This window comes from Jeongeupia wiesaeckerbachi (genome assembly GCF_050916355.1).
GTDB lineage: Bacteria > Pseudomonadota > Gammaproteobacteria > Burkholderiales > Chitinibacteraceae > Jeongeupia > Jeongeupia wiesaeckerbachi.
In genome coordinates this window covers 1,072,508-1,088,017 of the sequence record NZ_CP136946.1, presented here as the reverse complement: position 1 = coordinate 1,088,017, position 15,510 = coordinate 1,072,508, and the positions used below count along the sequence as shown (strand labels likewise).

Below are 15,510 nucleotides of genomic sequence, written 5' to 3'. Positions count from 1 at the left end.
TCATGCTGCTTTGGCTGACGCAATGGCTGGGTGAATCGATCCGGGCATTCAACGTATTCAACTACATCACGCTGCGCGCGGTGCTGGCGACGATGACCGCGCTGACGATCTCGTGGGTGCTCGGCCCCTGGGTGATCAAGAAGCTGACCGAAATGAAGGTCGGCCAGGCGGTGCGCAGCGACGGCCCGCAAACGCATCTGGTCAAGGCGGGGACGCCGACGATGGGCGGCACGCTGATCCTGCTGTCGATCGGCCTGACGACGCTCTTGTGGGGCGATCTGGGCAACAAGTACATCTGGCTGGTGCTGATCGTCACGATGGCGACCGGCATCATCGGCTTCGTCGACGACTACAAGAAGGTCGCGCTGAAGAATCCGAAGGGCTTGAGCGCCAAGGCGAAAATGTTCTGGCAGTCGGCGATCGCGATCGGCGCCGGCTTGTTCCTCGTCAACGCCGGCCAGTTGCCGGCGCATACCGGCTTCATCATCCCGTTCTACAAGGAAATCCTTTACCCGTTCGGGGCGATCGGCTTCTGCGTGCTGACCTATTTCGTCATTGTCGGTACGTCGAACGCAGTCAACCTGACCGACGGCCTCGACGGGCTGGCGATCATGCCGACGGTGCTGGTCTCCGGCGCGTTCTGCATCTTTGCCTACGTCGCCGGCAACGTGAAGTTCGCGACCTATCTGGGCATTCCGCACGTGCCGGGCGCTGGCGAACTGGTGGTGTTCTGCGCGGCAATGGCCGGCGCGGGGCTCGGTTTCCTGTGGTTCAACGCCTATCCGGCCGAAGTCTTCATGGGCGACGTCGGCGCGCTGGCGCTCGGTGCCGGCCTCGGCACCGTCGCGGTGGTCGTCCGGCAGGAAATCGTCCTCTTGATCATGGGTGGCGTTTTCGTCGTCGAGGCACTGTCGGTCATGATCCAGGTCGCCAGTTTCAAGATGACCGGCAAACGCGTGTTCCGAATGGCGCCGCTCCATCATCACTACGAACTCAAGGGCTGGAAGGAGACGCAGGTCGTCGTCCGCTTCTGGATTATCACCATGCTGCTGGTCCTCGTCGGCCTGGCCACGCTGAAGTTGCGCTGAGGAGCCGACATGGATTTCAACGGAAAACACGTCATCGTCGTCGGTCTGGGCATCACCGGGCTGTCGAGCGCACGCTGGCTGTCACGCCACAACGCGCGCATCACCGTCGCCGACAACCGTGACGTGCCGCCGGGGGTCGAGACGCTCGCCGCCGAGCTGCCCGACGTCGCAACCCGCTTTGGCGCGTTTACCGATGCCACCTTCGCCGACGCCGAGCTGCTCGTCGTCAGCCCCGGCGTGCCGCTGGCGACGCCGGAGATCGCCCGCGCGATCGAGCGCGGTGTCGATATCGCCGGTGACGTCGAGCTGCTCGCGCGCGCGATTCGCGGCAGCGGCGCCCGCGTGCTGGCAATCACCGGCAGCAACGGCAAGACCACGGTCACCAGCATGGTCGGCAAGGCGTGCGAGCAGGCCGGCCTGAAGACCGTCATCGCCGGCAATATCGGCCTGCCGGTGCTCGACGCGCTGGCCGACTGGGAAAGCCGCAGCGGCAATCCGGATATCTGGGTGCTCGAGCTGTCGAGCTTCCAGCTGGAGACAACCAGCTCGCTGACGCCCGACGCCGCCGTGGTGCTCAACGTCACCGAGGATCACCTCGACCGTTACGACGGCATGCGCGATTACGCGCAGACCAAGGCGCGCATCTTCAACGGCCTCGGCGTGATGGTGCTGAACCGCGAAGACGGCTGGTGCCGCGGCATGACGCAGCCGGGCCGCAACATCGTCTGGTTCGGCGCCGACGCGCCGCGTAATCCGAGCGAGTACGGTCTGGTCGCCGACGAGAACGACGTGGCGCTCAAGCTGGGCGAACGCACATTGATGAAAGCCGGCGAGCTGCAACTGGCCGGTCTGCACAATGCCGCCAATGCGCTGGCGGCGCTGGCGCTGACGCGCGCGATCGGCCTGCCCAGCGCGCTGACGATCGCCGCGCTCAAGGCGTTCAAGGGCTTGCCGCACCGGGTCGAATTCGTCGCCGAGAAGGCCGGCGTCGCCTATTACGACGACTCGAAGGGCACCAATGTCGGCGCGACCGAAGCGGCGCTGAAGGGCATGACCCGGCCGGTGGTGCTGATCGCCGGTGGCGACGGCAAGGGCCAGGATTTCAGGCCGCTCAAGACGGCGTGCGAGCGTATTTGCCGCGCCGTGGTACTGATCGGCCGCGATGGCCCGCAGATCGCCGAGGTGCTCAACGAGGCAACGTCGCAACTGCTCGACGCCAACGACGAAGACGAGGCCTTCCTGCCCGTGCTGCAGGTGCCGACGCTGGAAATGGCCGTGCAGATGGCCGCCAACCTCGCCGAGGCCGGCGATATCGTGCTGTTGAGCCCGGCTTGCGCCAGCCTCGACATGTTCCGCAACTACCACCACCGTGCCGAAGTGTTCATCGCTGCGGTGCGGGGCCTGGAAGGCTGACGCGATGAAAGCGATCTTCTACCGGGCCCTCAAGCGCATCCGCCCCAGCATGGCCGCCTATGACCAGGCGCTGCTGTGGTGCGTGCTCTTGCTGCTGACCATCGGCCTGGTGATGGTTTACTCGTCGTCGATCGCGATGGCCGAGGTCGACAAGGACACCGGTTTTCGCAGTACCTACTTCCTGATCCGGCATTCGATCTTCCTGGTCGTCGGCGTGGTGGCGGCGTTCTTCGCCTTCAGCATCTCGACCAAGACCTTGCAGCAGTACGCGCCCTTGTTGTTCATCCTCGGCGTCCTGCTGCTGATCCTGGTACTGATCCCCGGCGTCGGCCGCGAGGTCAACGGCTCCCGGCGCTGGCTCGGGCTGGTGGTGATCAACCTGCAGCCGTCCGAGCTGATGAAGCTTGCCGCGGCGTTCTATGCCGCCGACTACACGGTGCGCAAGGCCGCATTCATGGGCGGCGACTTCTGGGCCAGCATCACCAAGGGCCTGTTGCCGATGCTGTTCGTGATGCTCGTCGTCGGCGGCCTCTTACTGCTCGAGCCCGACTTCGGCGCGTTTGCGGTGATTACCGCGATCACCATGGGCTTGCTGTTCCTCGGCGGCTTCAACTGGCGTTTGTTCGCCGGGCTGATCGTGCTGCTCGGCATCGGCTTCGTCGGCCTGATCGCCAGCTCGCCGTACCGGCGCGCGCGCGTGCTCGGCTTCCTCGACCCGTGGCAGGATCCGTACGGCAAGGGCTACCAGCTGAGCCACTCGCTGATTGCCTTCGGTCGAGGCGAATGGCACGGCGTGGGCCTCGGCGCCAGCGTCGAGAAGCTGTCCTACTTGCCCGAGGCGCATACCGACTTCCTGATGGCGATCATCGCCGAGGAGTTCGGTTTCCTCGGTGTAGCCGTCGTTGTCGGCCTGTTCGCCTTCCTGGTGTTCCGCTGCTTCATGATCGGCGTGCAGGCGGCCAAGCTCGACCGTGCGTATCAGGCCCTCGTCGCCCAGGGCATCGGCATCTGGATCGGCGTGCAGTCGGTGATCAATATCGGCGTGAACATGGGTCTGCTGCCGACCAAGGGCCTGACGTTGCCGCTGCTGTCATTCGGCGGCTCGGGCATCGTCGCCAACCTGCTGGCGCTCGGCGTCGTGATGCGCATCGACTACGAGAACAGGCTGCTGATGCGGGGGCGCAAGGTATGAAACACCTGCAATGCTGCTGCGGCCACGAATCGCTGCGTTGCGCAGTGCTCGCAATGCTCATGAACACGCACGTTCATTCCGCTTGCTGCGCGCTGGGCGCCTTGCGCTTCGCGGCCTCGCGACGCATTGGAGGTGCTTCATCATGAAGCGCACCCTGCTCGTCATGGCCGGCGGTACCGGCGGCCACATCTTCCCGGCGCTGGCGGTCGCCAACGCGATGCGCGAACGCGGCTGGGACGTGGTCTGGCTCGGCGCGGCCGGCGCGATGGAAACGCGCATCGTGCCGCAGCACGATATTCCGCTCGAAACGCTGAACATCACCGGCGTGCGCGGCAAGGGCCTGCTGAAAAAGCTGAGCCAGCCCTGGGTGCAGCTGAAGGCACTGTATGGCGCGCTGCGGACCATTTTCCGCCATCGTCCCGACGTGGCGATCGGCTTCGGCGGCTTCACCGGTTTTCCGGGCGGACTGGCGATGCGGCTCTTGTGGCTGCCGCTGGTCGTGCACGAACAGAACTCGGTCGCCGGGCTGACCAACAAGACGCTGGCCAGGCTCGCCAACCGGGTGCTGTTCGCCTTCCCGTCGGCGTTCCGCAGCGCACCGCCGCGTTTCGACTGCGTCGGCAATCCGGTGCGCGACGCGATTTCGGCGGTCGTTGAACCAACAAGCCGTTTCGAAGGTCGGACCGGGCCGCTCAAGCTGCTGGTCGTCGGCGGCAGCCTCGGCGCGCAGGTGTTCAACGAACAGGTGCCGAAGGCGCTGGCGCTGTTGCCCGAAGCCGAACGCCCGGTGGTGATCCATCAGGCAGGCGAAAAGCACATCGATGCACTGAAGGCCAACTACGCCGCTGCCGGTGTTGCCGCCGACTGCGTCGCCTTTGTCAAAGACATGGCCAGTGCTTACGCCGATGCCGATCTGGTGCTGTGCCGTGCCGGCGCGCTGACGGTGTCCGAGCTGGCCTGCGTCGGTGCCGCCAGCGTGCTGGTGCCCTTCCCGCACGCGGTCGACGATCACCAGACCGGCAATGCGCGTTATCTGTCCGACGCCGGGGCCGGTGTGCTGCTGCCGCAAACCGAGTTCGGCGCCGAGCGTTTCGCGGCGCTGCTGACAGAAACAAACCGTGCGCGCTGCCTTGAGATGGCTCACAAGGCCCGGCAGCTCGCCAAACCCGACGCGACCGAACGGGTCGTGGCGGTGATCGAGGAACTGGCAAGATGAAACACAAGGTCAAACGGATTCACTTCGTCGGCATCGGCGGTGTCGGCATGAGCGGCATCGCCGAGGTGCTCGCCAACCAGGGCTTTGCCGTCAGCGGCAGCGACCTCGGCAGCAATGCCGCGACACAGCGGCTGCAGGCGGCCGGCGCGGCCGTGCACAAGGGCCACGACGCGGCCTTCGTTGCCGACGCCGACGTGGTGGTGATTTCCAGCGCGGTCAAGGACGACAACCCCGAGGTGGTCGAAGCGCGCGCACGCAAGATCCCGGTGATTCCGCGCGCGCTGATGCTCGCCGAGCTGATGCGGCTGCAGCGCGGCATCGCCATTGCCGGCACCCACGGCAAGACGACGACGACCAGCCTGACCGCAAGCATTCTCGAAGCCGCCGGCATGGATCCGACCTTCGTCATCGGCGGCAAGCTGCACGCGGCCGGCTCGAACGCCCGGCTCGGCCACGGCGACTATCTGGTTGCCGAGGCCGACGAAAGCGACGCGTCCTTCCTCTACCTGAGCCCGATGATCTCGGTCGTGACCAATATCGACCAGGACCATATGGACACGTATGGCCACGATTTCGACAACGTGAAGAAGGCCTTCGTCGACTTCCTGCATCACCTGCCGTTCTACGGCCGCGCGGTGCTGTGCATCGACGACGCCCATGTGCGCGAGATCCTGCCGCGCGTCACTAGCCCGGTGACGACCTACGGTACCGGGCCGGACGCGATGCTGCGCGCCGAGAACATCGTCGCCGTCGACGGCCAGATGCGTTTCGACGCGGTGTGGGAAAACGGCGAAACCCGGCGGATTCCGATCACGCTGAACATGCCGGGTCAGCACAACGTGCTGAACGCGCTGGCGGCGATCGCGATCGGCCTTGAGGTCGATGCGTCGGAGGAGGCGATCCAGCGCGCGCTGGCGACGTTCCAGGGCGTCGGCCGGCGCTTCCAGCGCTACGGCGAGATTGCCTGCCAGGAACGGCCGGATGGCTTGGACGCCGGCACGTTCACGCTGGTCGACGACTACGGCCACCACCCGGTCGAAATGGCGGCGACGATCGCCGCTGCGCGTGGCGCCTTCCCGGGCCGCCGCTTGTTGCTGGCCTTTCAGCCGCACCGCTACAGCCGCACGCGCGATTGCTTCGAGGACTTCGTCAAGGTGCTGGGCACCGTCGATGGCCTGTTGCTCGCCGAGGTTTACGCGGCCGGTGAAGCGCCGGTGGTCGCGGCCGACGGCCGTTCGCTGGCGCGCGCGGTGCGCGTTGCCGGCAAGGTCGAACCGATTTTTGTTGAAGACATCGCCGACATGCAGGCCGCCATCGTCGCGGCCGCAAAGCAGGGCGATGTGGTGATCACGATGGGGGCGGGCTCGATCGGCGCCGTCCCCGGCAAACTGGTGCAAAACTGAAATGGCTGACATGAAGCAATACGGCAAGGTCGCCGTGGTGATGGGCGGTGAATCGAGCGAGCGCGAAGTCTCCTTGATGAGCGGCCGTGGTGTGCTCGAGGCGCTGCGCAGCCAGGGCGTCGACGCGCATGCGTTCGACCCGGCCGAAAAACCGCTCGAGGCCCTGCACGAAGAAGGCTTCGATCGCGCCTTCCTGATCCTGCACGGCGGCGACGGCGAAGACGGCACGATCCAGGGCGCGCTCGAATACCTCGGCATCCCGTACACCGGTTGCGGCGTGATGGCGTCGGCGATCGGCATGGACAAGTGGCGCACCAAGCTGATGTGGCAGGCCGTCGGCCTGCCGGTGCCGGCCTACCTGCTGCTCGACGCGCAAAGCGATTTCGACGCGGTGATCCCGAAGCTCGGTTCGCCGGTCTTCGTCAAACCGTCGAACGGCGGATCCAGCGTCGGCGTCACGAAATGCCGCAGCGGTGACGAGATCCGTGCCGCGTACGCAGAGGCCGCCAAGTACGACCCGCTGGTGATGGTCGAACAGGCCGTCAGCGGCGGCGAATTCAGCTGCGCGGTGCTCGACGGCCGCGCGCTGGCAACGGTGAAGATCGAACCGGCAACCGAGTTCTACGACTACGAAGCCAAGTATTTCCGTGACGATACCGTCTATACCTGCCCGGGCCTGGAAGGCGATGCCGAAGCGCAGGCCCGCGTGCTTGCCGAAGCCGCCTACCGCGTGCTCGGGGCGACCGGCTGGGCGCGGATCGATTTCCTGGCCGACGAAAGCGGCAAGATCTACCTGCTCGAGCCGAATACCGCGCCGGGCATGACCAGCCACAGCCTGTTCCCGATGTGCGCGCGCGAAGCCGGCATCGGCTACGAGCAACTGGTGCTGCGGATCCTCGATACGACGCTGGAGGCCGAATGAATCTGGCCGCCCCGACCGTTTGCCAACTGTGAACAACGAGCGAGAGGAAACGTGATTCCAGCAACAAGAGAACCTCGTCAGGGCGCCGCGAGCGAGCGCCAGACAAGGAGCCAGCAGCGCAGTCACCGCAACGTACAGGAGTACGTGAGGATGACGAGCAGCGCACGACGCCGTATGGCGTTCGCGCAGCAGCCATGCCGAGGTTCGAATGTGGGATAGGCCGCAACTGTTGATGTGGTTTGCGAACCTGCTCACCGCCATGGCGGTGCTGCTGCTGTTCTATTCGCTGGTGTTCCTGACCATCCACTCGCCGCTGTTCCCGGTACGTCAGGTCAAGATCGACGGCGAGCTGTCGCATGTCACCAAGGAACAGCTGCAATACGTGATCAAGAACGAGCTGAAGGGCACGTTTTTCACGCTCGACCTTGACAAGACCCGGGCGGCGTTCGAGAAGCTGCCGTGGGTGCGCGAAGTCAATGTGCGCCGGCGCTGGCCGGACCGGCTCGAGGTCAGCATCGAAGAGCAGCACGCGTACGCGCGCTGGGGCAATGTGGCCCTGCTCAATACCTATGGCGAGCGTTTCGACGCCGCCAGCAACGAGGCGCTGCCGGTGCTCGAAGGCCCGGAAGGCACCGAAAAACTGATGGTCGAAGGCTACCGGATGCTCAAGGACGCGATGGCGCCGCTGCAGAAGGCGCCGACGCATCTGTGGCTGTCGCCGCGTCGGGCCTGGCGTTTCCAGCTCGACAACGGCGTCGTCGTCGAAGTCGGTCGCGATGACGCGATCGAGCGCGTGCACCGCTTTGCCGTCGCCTACCCGAACTCGCTGGCGCTGATCGCCGAGAAACATCCGTTCGAGTATGTCGACCTGCGTTATCCGAACGGCTTTGCCGTGCGCCTACCGGCCTACAAGCCTGAAGAGGCGATCAAGCCCGCCGCCAGACCGGCGGCCAAGGCGGCCAGCAAGCCGGCGGCCGTGAAACCCAAACCCCGCGCCGCTTCGGCGTAGCGGCGGGTACGAATCCGTGGCCGGCGCAATGGTGCCGGCCTGTTATGAATTGGTTTGTGTAAGAAAGAGGCTTCTTGTGAGTAGAGACGCGAACAACCTCATCGTCGGGCTCGATATCGGGACGTCCAAGATCGTCGCCGTGGCGGCCGAAATTCAGGATGACGGCGTGCTAAACGTCGTCGGCCTTGGCTCGGCCACCAGCCGCGGCCTCAAGCGCGGCGTCGTCGTCGACATCGAGAAGACCGTCGGCGCGATCCAGAGCGCGCTCGGCGAGGCCGAGCTGATGGCCGACTGCAAGATCCGCGAAGTGTTCACCGGCATCGCCGGTAGCCACATCAAGGGCATCAATTCGGACGGCATGGTCGCGATCAAGGACAAGGAAGTCACCGAGGCCGACGTCCAGCGCGTGATCGAGACCGCCAGCGCGGTCAATATTCCGACCGATCACCAGGTGCTGCACATCCTGGCGCAGGAATACATGATCGACGGCCAGGAAGGCGTGAAAGAGCCGCTGGGCATGTCCGGCGTGCGTCTGCACGTGAACGTGCACATCGTCTCGGGCGCGGTGTCTGCAGTGCAGAACATCACCAAGTGCGTGCGCCGCTGTGGCCTCGAAATCGCCGAAGTGGTGCTGCAGCCGCTGGCGTCGGCGACGTCGGTGCTGACCGACGACGAGAAGGAACTCGGCGTCTGCCTCGTCGATATCGGCGGTGGCACGACCGATCTGGCGGTGTTCATGGGTGGCGCGATCCGCCATACCGCGGTGATTCCGATCGCCGGCGACCAGATCACCAACGACATCGCCATGGCGCTGCGCACGCCGACGGCCGAGGCCGAAAACATCAAGATCCAGCATGGCGTCGCACTGCGGCACATGACCGATCCGCAACAGATGATCGAAGTGCCCGGCGTCGGCGAGCGCGGTTCGCGCCAGATGAGCCGGCACACGCTGGCCGAAGTGGTAGAGCCGCGGATCGAAGAACTCTACGCGCTGGTGCAGGCCGAATTGCGCCGCAACGGTTTCGAAGACCGGCTCTCGAGCGGCATCGTCATTACTGGCGGTGCATCGCTGATGCCGGGCATGGTTGAACTGGCCGAGGAAATCTTCCACATGCCGGTTCGTCTCGGCCTGCCGAAATATGTCGGCGGTCTGGCGGAGGTCGTCAAGAATCCGCGCTATTCGACGGCAGTGGGGCTGCTGTTGTTGGCCAGGGAGCAATACCACAAGAATCCGGCCGGCAAGACCAAGGACGGGTCGTTTGGAGACATTCTGGGCCGCATGAAATCGTGGTTTCAGAATAATTTTTAGTCAGTTTCGGGTCAGTAATTTAGAATCGGGTCAGAAGGAGAGTCATCATGGCACTGAGTATCGAAGTCCACGACGTTGCACACGTCGTCAATATCAAGGTGATCGGCGTCGGTGGCGCCGGTTGCAACGCAATCAACAACATGATCGAGCACGCGCTGGCTGGCGTGCAGTTCATCTCGGCCAACACCGATGCACAGGTGCTGAAGCTGTCGAAGGCGGAGCACATCGTTGCGCTCGGGCAGGAGCTGACGCGTGGTTTCGGCGCCGGTTGCAACCCGGACATCGGCCGTGAAGCGGCCGAAGAAGACCGCGAGCAGCTGGCCGAGCTGATCGATGGTGCCGACCTGCTGTTCATCACCGCCGGCATGGGCGGCGGCACCGGTACCGGCGCTGCGCCGGTGATCGCGCAAGTCGCGCGCGAGAAGGGCATCCTGACCGTCGGCGTCGTCACCAAGCCGGGCCTGGACGAAGGCAACCGCCAGAAAGTGGCGCAAGCCGGTATCGACGAGCTGGGCCGCTATGTCGATTCGCTGATCGTCGTATCGAACCAGAAGCTCGAGGAAGTCCTCGGCGACGACGTCACCATCGACGAAGCGTTCCGCGCCGCCGACGACGTGCTGCGCAACGCGGTCGGTTCGATCGTCGAGATCATCAACTATCCGGGCCTGATCAACGTCGACTTTGCCGACGTGAAGACCGTGATGCAGGAAATGGGCATGGCGCTGATGGGCACCGCCCATGCTGCCGGTCCGAACCGTGCGGTTGAAGCGGCCGAGGAAGCGATCCGCAGCCCGCTGCTCGACAACATCAACTTCAAGGGCGCACGCGGCGTGCTGGTCAACATCAGCGCCAGCAAGACGACGCTGAAGAAGAGCGAAATCCGCCAGGTGCGCGAGATCGTCGAAGCCGGCGCGGCCGAAGACGCGGTGGTCAAGCACGGTGTGGTCTACGACGAAAGCCTCGGTGACCAGCTGCGCGTGACCTTGATCGCGACCGGTCTGGGTGTCCGCGAAAACAGCAAGCCGGTGATGCAGGTCGTTGCCAGCCAGCCGCTGAAGACCGGTACCGACAACCGTGCCGTCGACAGCACCGACTGGAGCGAATTCGACCTGCCGCCGGGCATGCGCCCGAACCGTCGCAGCGGCGGCCACGATGCGCGCTCGGTGGTTGGCAATGTCGACATGGACATTCCGGCCTTCCTGCGTCGTCAGGCAGACTGAACGTCATGCGCGCGATCTGAACGCCCTGCGTGAGCCGCAGGGCGGAGGACGCTTGCGCACTGCCCAGATAGATTAAGAACGGCAATCGGATGCATTGTGACGATCAATCCAGCCCATGACCCAGGGCTGCTAAAATCGTGGCATGAGTCCTTTAAGCCAAGGTAATCCATGTTTCAGCAACGAACCCTGAAAACCACGGTCCGTGCAGTCGGTGTCGGCCTGCATTCGGGCGAGCGTGTCACGCTCGTGCTGAAGCCTGCGCCCATCGATTCCGGCATCGTGTTCCACCGCGCCGATCTGCCCGATTCGGCGCCGTTCAGGGTCGGGCCCTCGCTCGTGAACGACACACGACTCTCCTCCACGCTCATCAACGATGGCGTGCGTGTCGGCACGATCGAGCACCTGATGTCGGCGTTCGCCGGCTTTGGCGTCGACAATGTCGTCGTCGAAGTCGACGCACCCGAAATGCCGATCATGGATGGCTCGGCTGCGCCGTTCATCTACCTGCTGCAGAGCGCTGGCGTCGTCGACCAGGCCGCGCCGAAGCGTTTCGTCCGCGTCAAGAAGCCGATCGAGGTCGTCGAAGGCGACAAGTGGGTGAAGCTCGAGCCGCACGAAGGCTACAAGGTGTCGCTGAAAATCGACTTCCAGCATCCGGCGTTCAAGAAATCGGCGCAGACGATCACGCTCGATTTCGCCAATACCAACTATGTGTCCGAGATCGCCCGGGCGCGGACCTTCGGCTTCATCCACGAGGTCGAGATGCTGCGCACCAATGGCCTCGCACGCGGCGGCAGCATGGATTCGGTCGTCGTCATCGACGAATACCGCGTGCTCAACGACGGTGGCCTGCGCTTCGAGGACGAGTTCGTCCGCCACAAGGTGCTCGACGCGATCGGCGACCTGTACATCCTCGGCCATCCGCTGATCGCCGCGTTCTCGGGCTACAAGTCGGGCCACGCGATGAACAACAAGCTGCTGCGGGCCTTGCTCGACGATCCGGACAGTTTCGAGTTCGTCAGCTTCACGCGTGACGAGGACGTCCCGAGTTCGTTCCACGCCTTGCCGCCCGTCGGCATCTGACCCACCCAGCGGAGCACGCCCATGTTCGCCGTGCTGCGCATCCTGTTCGTGCTGGCGGTCGTTCTCGCCGGCTGGTCGGTGTTCCGCTATCTGCGCACCGGGGATCGTTACTGGCTGGTGTTTCTCCGCCGCGTGATCGCCGCTACGCTGGCGCTGCTGCTGCTGTTTTTCGTCGGCCTCGTCGCCGAACGCTTTTTCTGGCTCTGAATCCCCATGCCCCGTTTCTTTCTTGATGCGCCGCTCGCCAGCGGCACAGCGCTGTCGCTGCCCGAATCGCTTGCACGCCATGTCCAGGTGCTGCGGATGCAGCCCGGCGACACCATCACCTTGTTCAACGGCCAGGGCGGCGAGTACGCGGCGACGGTGACCGCGATGGGCAAGCGCAATGTCGATGTCGACATCGGCGCGCACGATGCGGTCGAGCGCGAATCGCCGCTGCAGACCGTGCTGCTGCAGGCGGTGTCGGCGACCGAACGGATGGATTACACCGTGCAGAAGGCAACCGAACTCGGCGTCAGCCGCATCGTCCCGGTCTACAGCCAGTACTGCCAGCAACGGCTCTCGGGCGAGCGCGCCGAGAAGCGCCTTGCGCACTGGCGCGCCGTCGCCGCGGCCGCGTGCGAGCAGAGCGGCCGCACCCGCGTGCCGCAGATCGATCCGGTCGCGCTGCTGGCCGACGCGCTGGCCGCCTTGTCGGCAACGGACCTGCGGCTCTTGATGTCGCCGGTCGGCGCGGTGCCGTTCCGTACACTGGCCGATACCGTCGCCAGCGTCGCGATGCTGGTCGGCCCCGAAGGCGGGCTGTCGAGCGCCGAGGAAGCGCTGGCGATCGCGGCCGGATTCACACCGCTGGTGCTGGGCCCACGCATCCTGCGCACCGAAACCGCCGGCCCGGCATTGCTGGCGCTGGCGCAGTCGCGTTGGGGCGACGGCTGATCCGGCTATAATCGGACTTTGCTCCACTCAGGCAAAGCATGAACAACCGCTTGCTGTATACCCGCCTCCTCGGCGAGATTCGCCCCTACTGGCCGGTGATCGCCGGCTCCATCGTCTGCATGATCCTCGCGGCCGGCGTCGATGCCGGCCTCGCCGTGCTGCTCAAACCGCTGGTCGACCAGAACCTGCAGGCGCACTCGTTGTCGCATACCGCGGCGTGGGTATTGCCCGCGCAGATTTTCGGCCTCGCCATCCTGCGACTGGTGACCAACTTCGGCTCCGATTACGCCAGCGGCTGGCTGTCGGCGCGGGTGATGCACGATCTGCGGCAGAAGATGTACGAGCAGTATTTGAAGCTGCCGACGCGCTATTACGACCAGAGTTCGACCGGCGTGATGCTGTCGCGCATCACCTTCGACATCGGCAATGTGATGAACGCCGGTGTTCAGGTGCTGACGGTGCTGGTGCGCGACAGCTTCTCGATCATGGCCTTCCTTGCCGTGATGCTCTATCACGACTGGCAGCTGACCCTGCTGTGCCTGATCCTGCTGCCGGGCGTTGCCGCCAGCATCCGCATCGTCGGCAAGCGGCAGCGCAAGCTGTCGCGCTCGTCGCAGGAAACCATGGGCGAAATGACGCGCATCCTCGACGAAAGCCTGTCGGGCCATCGCGTCGTGAAAATCTTCGGCGGTTTTCCGTACGAGCGGCTGCGCTACTTCAACATCAACAACCGGATGCGCAGCATCATGGTCAAGCAGAACGCCACCTCGGGCGCCAACTCGGGGCTGGTAATGCTGCTGATCGGCATTACCTTGGCGATCATCATCTACTTCGCCAGCCTGCGCGCGCAGACCGGCGCGCTGACCGCCGGTGCCTTCGTGTCCTTCATGGTCGCGATGATGGCGATCCAGCAGCCGGTGAAGAACCTCACCAAGATCAACGAGCAGTTCCACAAGGGCATGGCCGCGGCCGAGTCGGTGTTCAGCGTGCTCGACGAAGCCGCCGAGCGGGATACCGGGACACGGTCGATCGAACGCGCTCGCGGCGAGATCGACATCCGCGGTCTGCAGTTCCACTACGGTGAGCCGGACAAGCTGGCGCTGGCGGGCATCGACCTGAAGGTCGCGCCGGGCGAGACGGTGGCGCTGGTCGGCAGCTCGGGTTCGGGCAAGACGACGCTGGCCAATCTGCTGCCGCGCTTCTACGAGCCGACCCAGGGCGAGATCGAACTCGACGGCGTGCCGGTCGGCGATTACAAGCTTGCCGACCTGCGTCGCCAGTTCGCCATGGTCAGCCAGGACGTCGTGCTGTTCAACGACTCGGTGACCGCCAATATCGCCTACGGCGACGCCGAACCCGACGCGGTGCGCGTGCGCGCGGCGGCCGATGCGGCGTTCGCGACCGAGTTCATCGAAAACATGAGCGAGGGTTTCGACACGCTGCTCGGCGAAAACGGCGTTCGGCTATCGGGCGGTCAGCGCCAGCGGCTGGCGATCGCCCGGGCGATCTACAAGGACGCGCCTATCCTGATCCTCGACGAAGCGACCAGTGCGCTCGATACCGAGTCCGAACGCAAGGTGCAGGCGGCGCTCGAGAACCTGATGAAGAACCGCACGACGCTGGTGATTGCGCACCGCTTGAGCACGATCGAGAACGCCGATCGCATCGTCGTGATGCGCGGCGGCGGCATCGTCGAAGTCGGCAGCCATCCGCAGCTGATCGAAAGCAAGGGCATGTACGCGCAGATGCACGCGGTGCAGTTCCACGACGTCTGAGTCGCCCATTCATTTGGCGACTGCGCCTTCGCATCCCGACCTCGTTCGGTGCTCGAAATCCTCATGGACCCGCAGCCCATTCCGGTTTCTGCGCTCCGAGCGCGGCCAGGCTGCTTTGGCTCGCTCGCCAACTGAACGGGCTGCTTACTTTGCGCGGTCACCTCGGTTGAGCGCGGTCAGCTTGAGAAAGCGGTAGTAGACGGTTTCGGCGTTGAACACGGCGACCTGGAAGCCGGCGGCGCCGTCGAGAAAGCCGCGCTTGACGATATAGGTGCGCACGAAGGCCCACAGCCCGCGGCCGACGGCCTTGGCTACCGTGGCGGTCTCGCCGCGCGCGTGGCGTTGCTGCGCGCCGGCCTCCGAATAGGCGTCGAGCTTCCTGAGTACGTCGGCGTGGGTTTCGTACGAGTAGTGCAGCAAGGTGCCGGCGAGCGCCGCGGCCGGGCCGTCGAACACCAGCCGTTCGTGCACCAGATCGTCGGAAAAACGCGCGCCGCCGCGCTTGAACAATCGCGGAATCCAGTCCGGATACCAGCCCGAGTGGCGCATCCAGTGGCCGCAGAAGCTCGACAGCCGGTTCAGCCGGTAGACGTCGGCCGTCGGCGCGGCGATCGCGGCGCGGATCGAGTCGGCGAGTTCCGGCGTGACGACCTCGTCGGCGTCGATCAGCAGCACCCAGTCGGTGGCCAGCATCGCGACCGCGCGGTTCTTCTGGACGCCGAAGCCCGGCCAGCCTTCGGACACCGCGACGGTGGCGCCGTGCGCTTCGGCAATTTGCACGGTGGCGTCGCTGCTGCCCGAGTCGAGCACGACGATCTTGTCGGCGAACGCCAGCGCCGACAGGCACTCGGCCAGCCGCGTTTCGGCATTCTTGGTAATCAGGGCGACGCCCAGGGTAGCTTGCAGCATGGATAAGGCGCGGCTGAAAACTGGATATAATCGGA

The 15,510-nt window shown here is 65.0% G+C and carries 14 protein-coding genes; 13 read left to right on the top strand and 1 reads right to left on the bottom strand.

The annotated features are described in order from the left end of the window. The first annotated feature begins 2 nt into the window (after nucleotides 1-2). From mraY to msbA, 13 genes are all read left to right on the top strand, one after another. A complete protein-coding gene (gene mraY, locus R0382_RS05415) occupies nucleotides 3-1,088 on the top strand; it encodes a phospho-N-acetylmuramoyl-pentapeptide-transferase (protein WP_432723022.1) in 1,086 nt (361 codons plus the stop codon). A 9-nt stretch (nucleotides 1,089-1,097) separates the two neighbouring features. Beyond that, entirely contained in the window at nucleotides 1,098-2,501 is a 1,404-nt protein-coding gene (murD, locus tag R0382_RS05410; protein WP_432723021.1) for a UDP-N-acetylmuramoyl-L-alanine--D-glutamate ligase, read from the top strand. Between the two features lie 4 nt (nucleotides 2,502-2,505). Then, on the top strand, nucleotides 2,506-3,693 hold the full coding sequence (gene ftsW / locus R0382_RS05405; protein WP_432723019.1) for a putative lipid II flippase FtsW: 1,188 nt from the start codon (nucleotides 2,506-2,508) through the stop codon (nucleotides 3,691-3,693). Between the two features lie 142 nt (nucleotides 3,694-3,835). Then, nucleotides 3,836-4,909, top strand: a complete 1,074-nt coding sequence (gene murG, locus R0382_RS05400; protein WP_432723017.1) for an undecaprenyldiphospho-muramoylpentapeptide beta-N-acetylglucosaminyltransferase — start codon at nucleotides 3,836-3,838, stop codon at nucleotides 4,907-4,909. Then, the gene (gene murC, locus R0382_RS05395) at nucleotides 4,906-6,312 is read left to right on the top strand and encodes a UDP-N-acetylmuramate--L-alanine ligase (RefSeq protein ID WP_432723015.1); all 1,407 of its coding nucleotides are present in this window, start codon (nucleotides 4,906-4,908) and stop codon (nucleotides 6,310-6,312) included. The genes murG and murC overlap by 4 nt, the downstream gene beginning before the upstream one ends. Nucleotides 6,313-6,322: 10 nt before the next feature. Continuing rightward, nucleotides 6,323-7,234, top strand: coding sequence for a D-alanine--D-alanine ligase (locus R0382_RS05390; RefSeq protein ID WP_432724127.1), 912 nt, complete (start codon nucleotides 6,323-6,325; stop codon nucleotides 7,232-7,234). A 232-nt stretch (nucleotides 7,235-7,466) separates the two neighbouring features. Then, nucleotides 7,467-8,243, top strand: a complete 777-nt coding sequence (locus R0382_RS05385; RefSeq protein ID WP_432723014.1) for a cell division protein FtsQ/DivIB — start codon at nucleotides 7,467-7,469, stop codon at nucleotides 8,241-8,243. 76 nt (nucleotides 8,244-8,319) lie between these two features. Next, complete coding sequence (gene ftsA / locus R0382_RS05380; RefSeq protein WP_432723012.1) at nucleotides 8,320-9,552, top strand: cell division protein FtsA; 1,233 nt, start codon at nucleotides 8,320-8,322, stop codon at nucleotides 9,550-9,552. Nucleotides 9,553-9,599: 47 nt separating this feature from the next. Continuing rightward, on the top strand, nucleotides 9,600-10,772 hold the full coding sequence (ftsZ, locus tag R0382_RS05375) for a cell division protein FtsZ (RefSeq protein ID WP_432723010.1): 1,173 nt from the start codon (nucleotides 9,600-9,602) through the stop codon (nucleotides 10,770-10,772). Nucleotides 10,773-10,940: 168 nt separating this feature from the next. Continuing rightward, entirely contained in the window at nucleotides 10,941-11,855 is a 915-nt protein-coding gene (gene lpxC, locus R0382_RS05370) for a UDP-3-O-acyl-N-acetylglucosamine deacetylase (RefSeq protein WP_432723008.1), read from the top strand. 21 nt (nucleotides 11,856-11,876) lie between these two features. Beyond that, the gene (locus R0382_RS05365; protein ID WP_432723006.1) at nucleotides 11,877-12,062 is read left to right on the top strand and encodes a hypothetical protein; all 186 of its coding nucleotides are present in this window, start codon (nucleotides 11,877-11,879) and stop codon (nucleotides 12,060-12,062) included. A 6-nt stretch (nucleotides 12,063-12,068) separates the two neighbouring features. Next, nucleotides 12,069-12,791 (top strand): 16S rRNA (uracil(1498)-N(3))-methyltransferase, encoded by a 723-nt coding sequence (locus R0382_RS05360; RefSeq protein ID WP_432723004.1) that lies wholly within the window; start codon nucleotides 12,069-12,071, stop codon nucleotides 12,789-12,791. Nucleotides 12,792-12,829: 38 nt separating this feature from the next. Then, on the top strand, nucleotides 12,830-14,566 hold the full coding sequence (gene msbA / locus R0382_RS05355; RefSeq protein WP_432723002.1) for a lipid A export permease/ATP-binding protein MsbA: 1,737 nt from the start codon (nucleotides 12,830-12,832) through the stop codon (nucleotides 14,564-14,566). A 144-nt stretch (nucleotides 14,567-14,710) separates the two neighbouring features. Here the strand turns inward: msbA and R0382_RS05350 are convergent, their stop codons facing one another. Next, a complete protein-coding gene (locus R0382_RS05350; RefSeq protein ID WP_432723000.1) occupies nucleotides 14,711-15,475 on the bottom strand; it encodes a glycosyltransferase family 2 protein in 765 nt (254 codons plus the stop codon). Nucleotides 15,476-15,510: the final 35 nt, after the last annotated feature.

What these genes read in the sequence shown, in the direction of transcription:
- mraY (WP_432723022.1), top strand. Translation starts at nt 3, where the DNA reads ATGCTGCTTTGGCTGACGCAATGGCTGGGTGAATCGATCCGGGCATTC.
- murD (WP_432723021.1), top strand. Translation starts at nt 1,098, where the DNA reads ATGGATTTCAACGGAAAACACGTCATCGTCGTCGGTCTGGGCATCACC.
- ftsW (WP_432723019.1), top strand. Translation starts at nt 2,506, where the DNA reads ATGAAAGCGATCTTCTACCGGGCCCTCAAGCGCATCCGCCCCAGCATG.
- murG (WP_432723017.1), top strand. Translation starts at nt 3,836, where the DNA reads ATGAAGCGCACCCTGCTCGTCATGGCCGGCGGTACCGGCGGCCACATC.
- murC (WP_432723015.1), top strand. Translation starts at nt 4,906, where the DNA reads ATGAAACACAAGGTCAAACGGATTCACTTCGTCGGCATCGGCGGTGTC.
- R0382_RS05390 (WP_432724127.1), top strand. Translation starts at nt 6,323, where the DNA reads ATGAAGCAATACGGCAAGGTCGCCGTGGTGATGGGCGGTGAATCGAGC.
- R0382_RS05385 (WP_432723014.1), top strand. Translation starts at nt 7,467, where the DNA reads ATGTGGTTTGCGAACCTGCTCACCGCCATGGCGGTGCTGCTGCTGTTC.
- ftsZ (WP_432723010.1), top strand. Translation starts at nt 9,600, where the DNA reads ATGGCACTGAGTATCGAAGTCCACGACGTTGCACACGTCGTCAATATC.
- lpxC (WP_432723008.1), top strand. Translation starts at nt 10,941, where the DNA reads ATGTTTCAGCAACGAACCCTGAAAACCACGGTCCGTGCAGTCGGTGTC.
- R0382_RS05365 (WP_432723006.1), top strand. Translation starts at nt 11,877, where the DNA reads ATGTTCGCCGTGCTGCGCATCCTGTTCGTGCTGGCGGTCGTTCTCGCC.
- R0382_RS05360 (WP_432723004.1), top strand. Translation starts at nt 12,069, where the DNA reads ATGCCCCGTTTCTTTCTTGATGCGCCGCTCGCCAGCGGCACAGCGCTG.
- msbA (WP_432723002.1), top strand. Translation starts at nt 12,830, where the DNA reads ATGAACAACCGCTTGCTGTATACCCGCCTCCTCGGCGAGATTCGCCCC.
- R0382_RS05350 (WP_432723000.1), bottom strand. Translation starts at nt 15,475, where the DNA reads ATGCTGCAAGCTACCCTGGGCGTCGCCCTGATTACCAAGAATGCCGAA.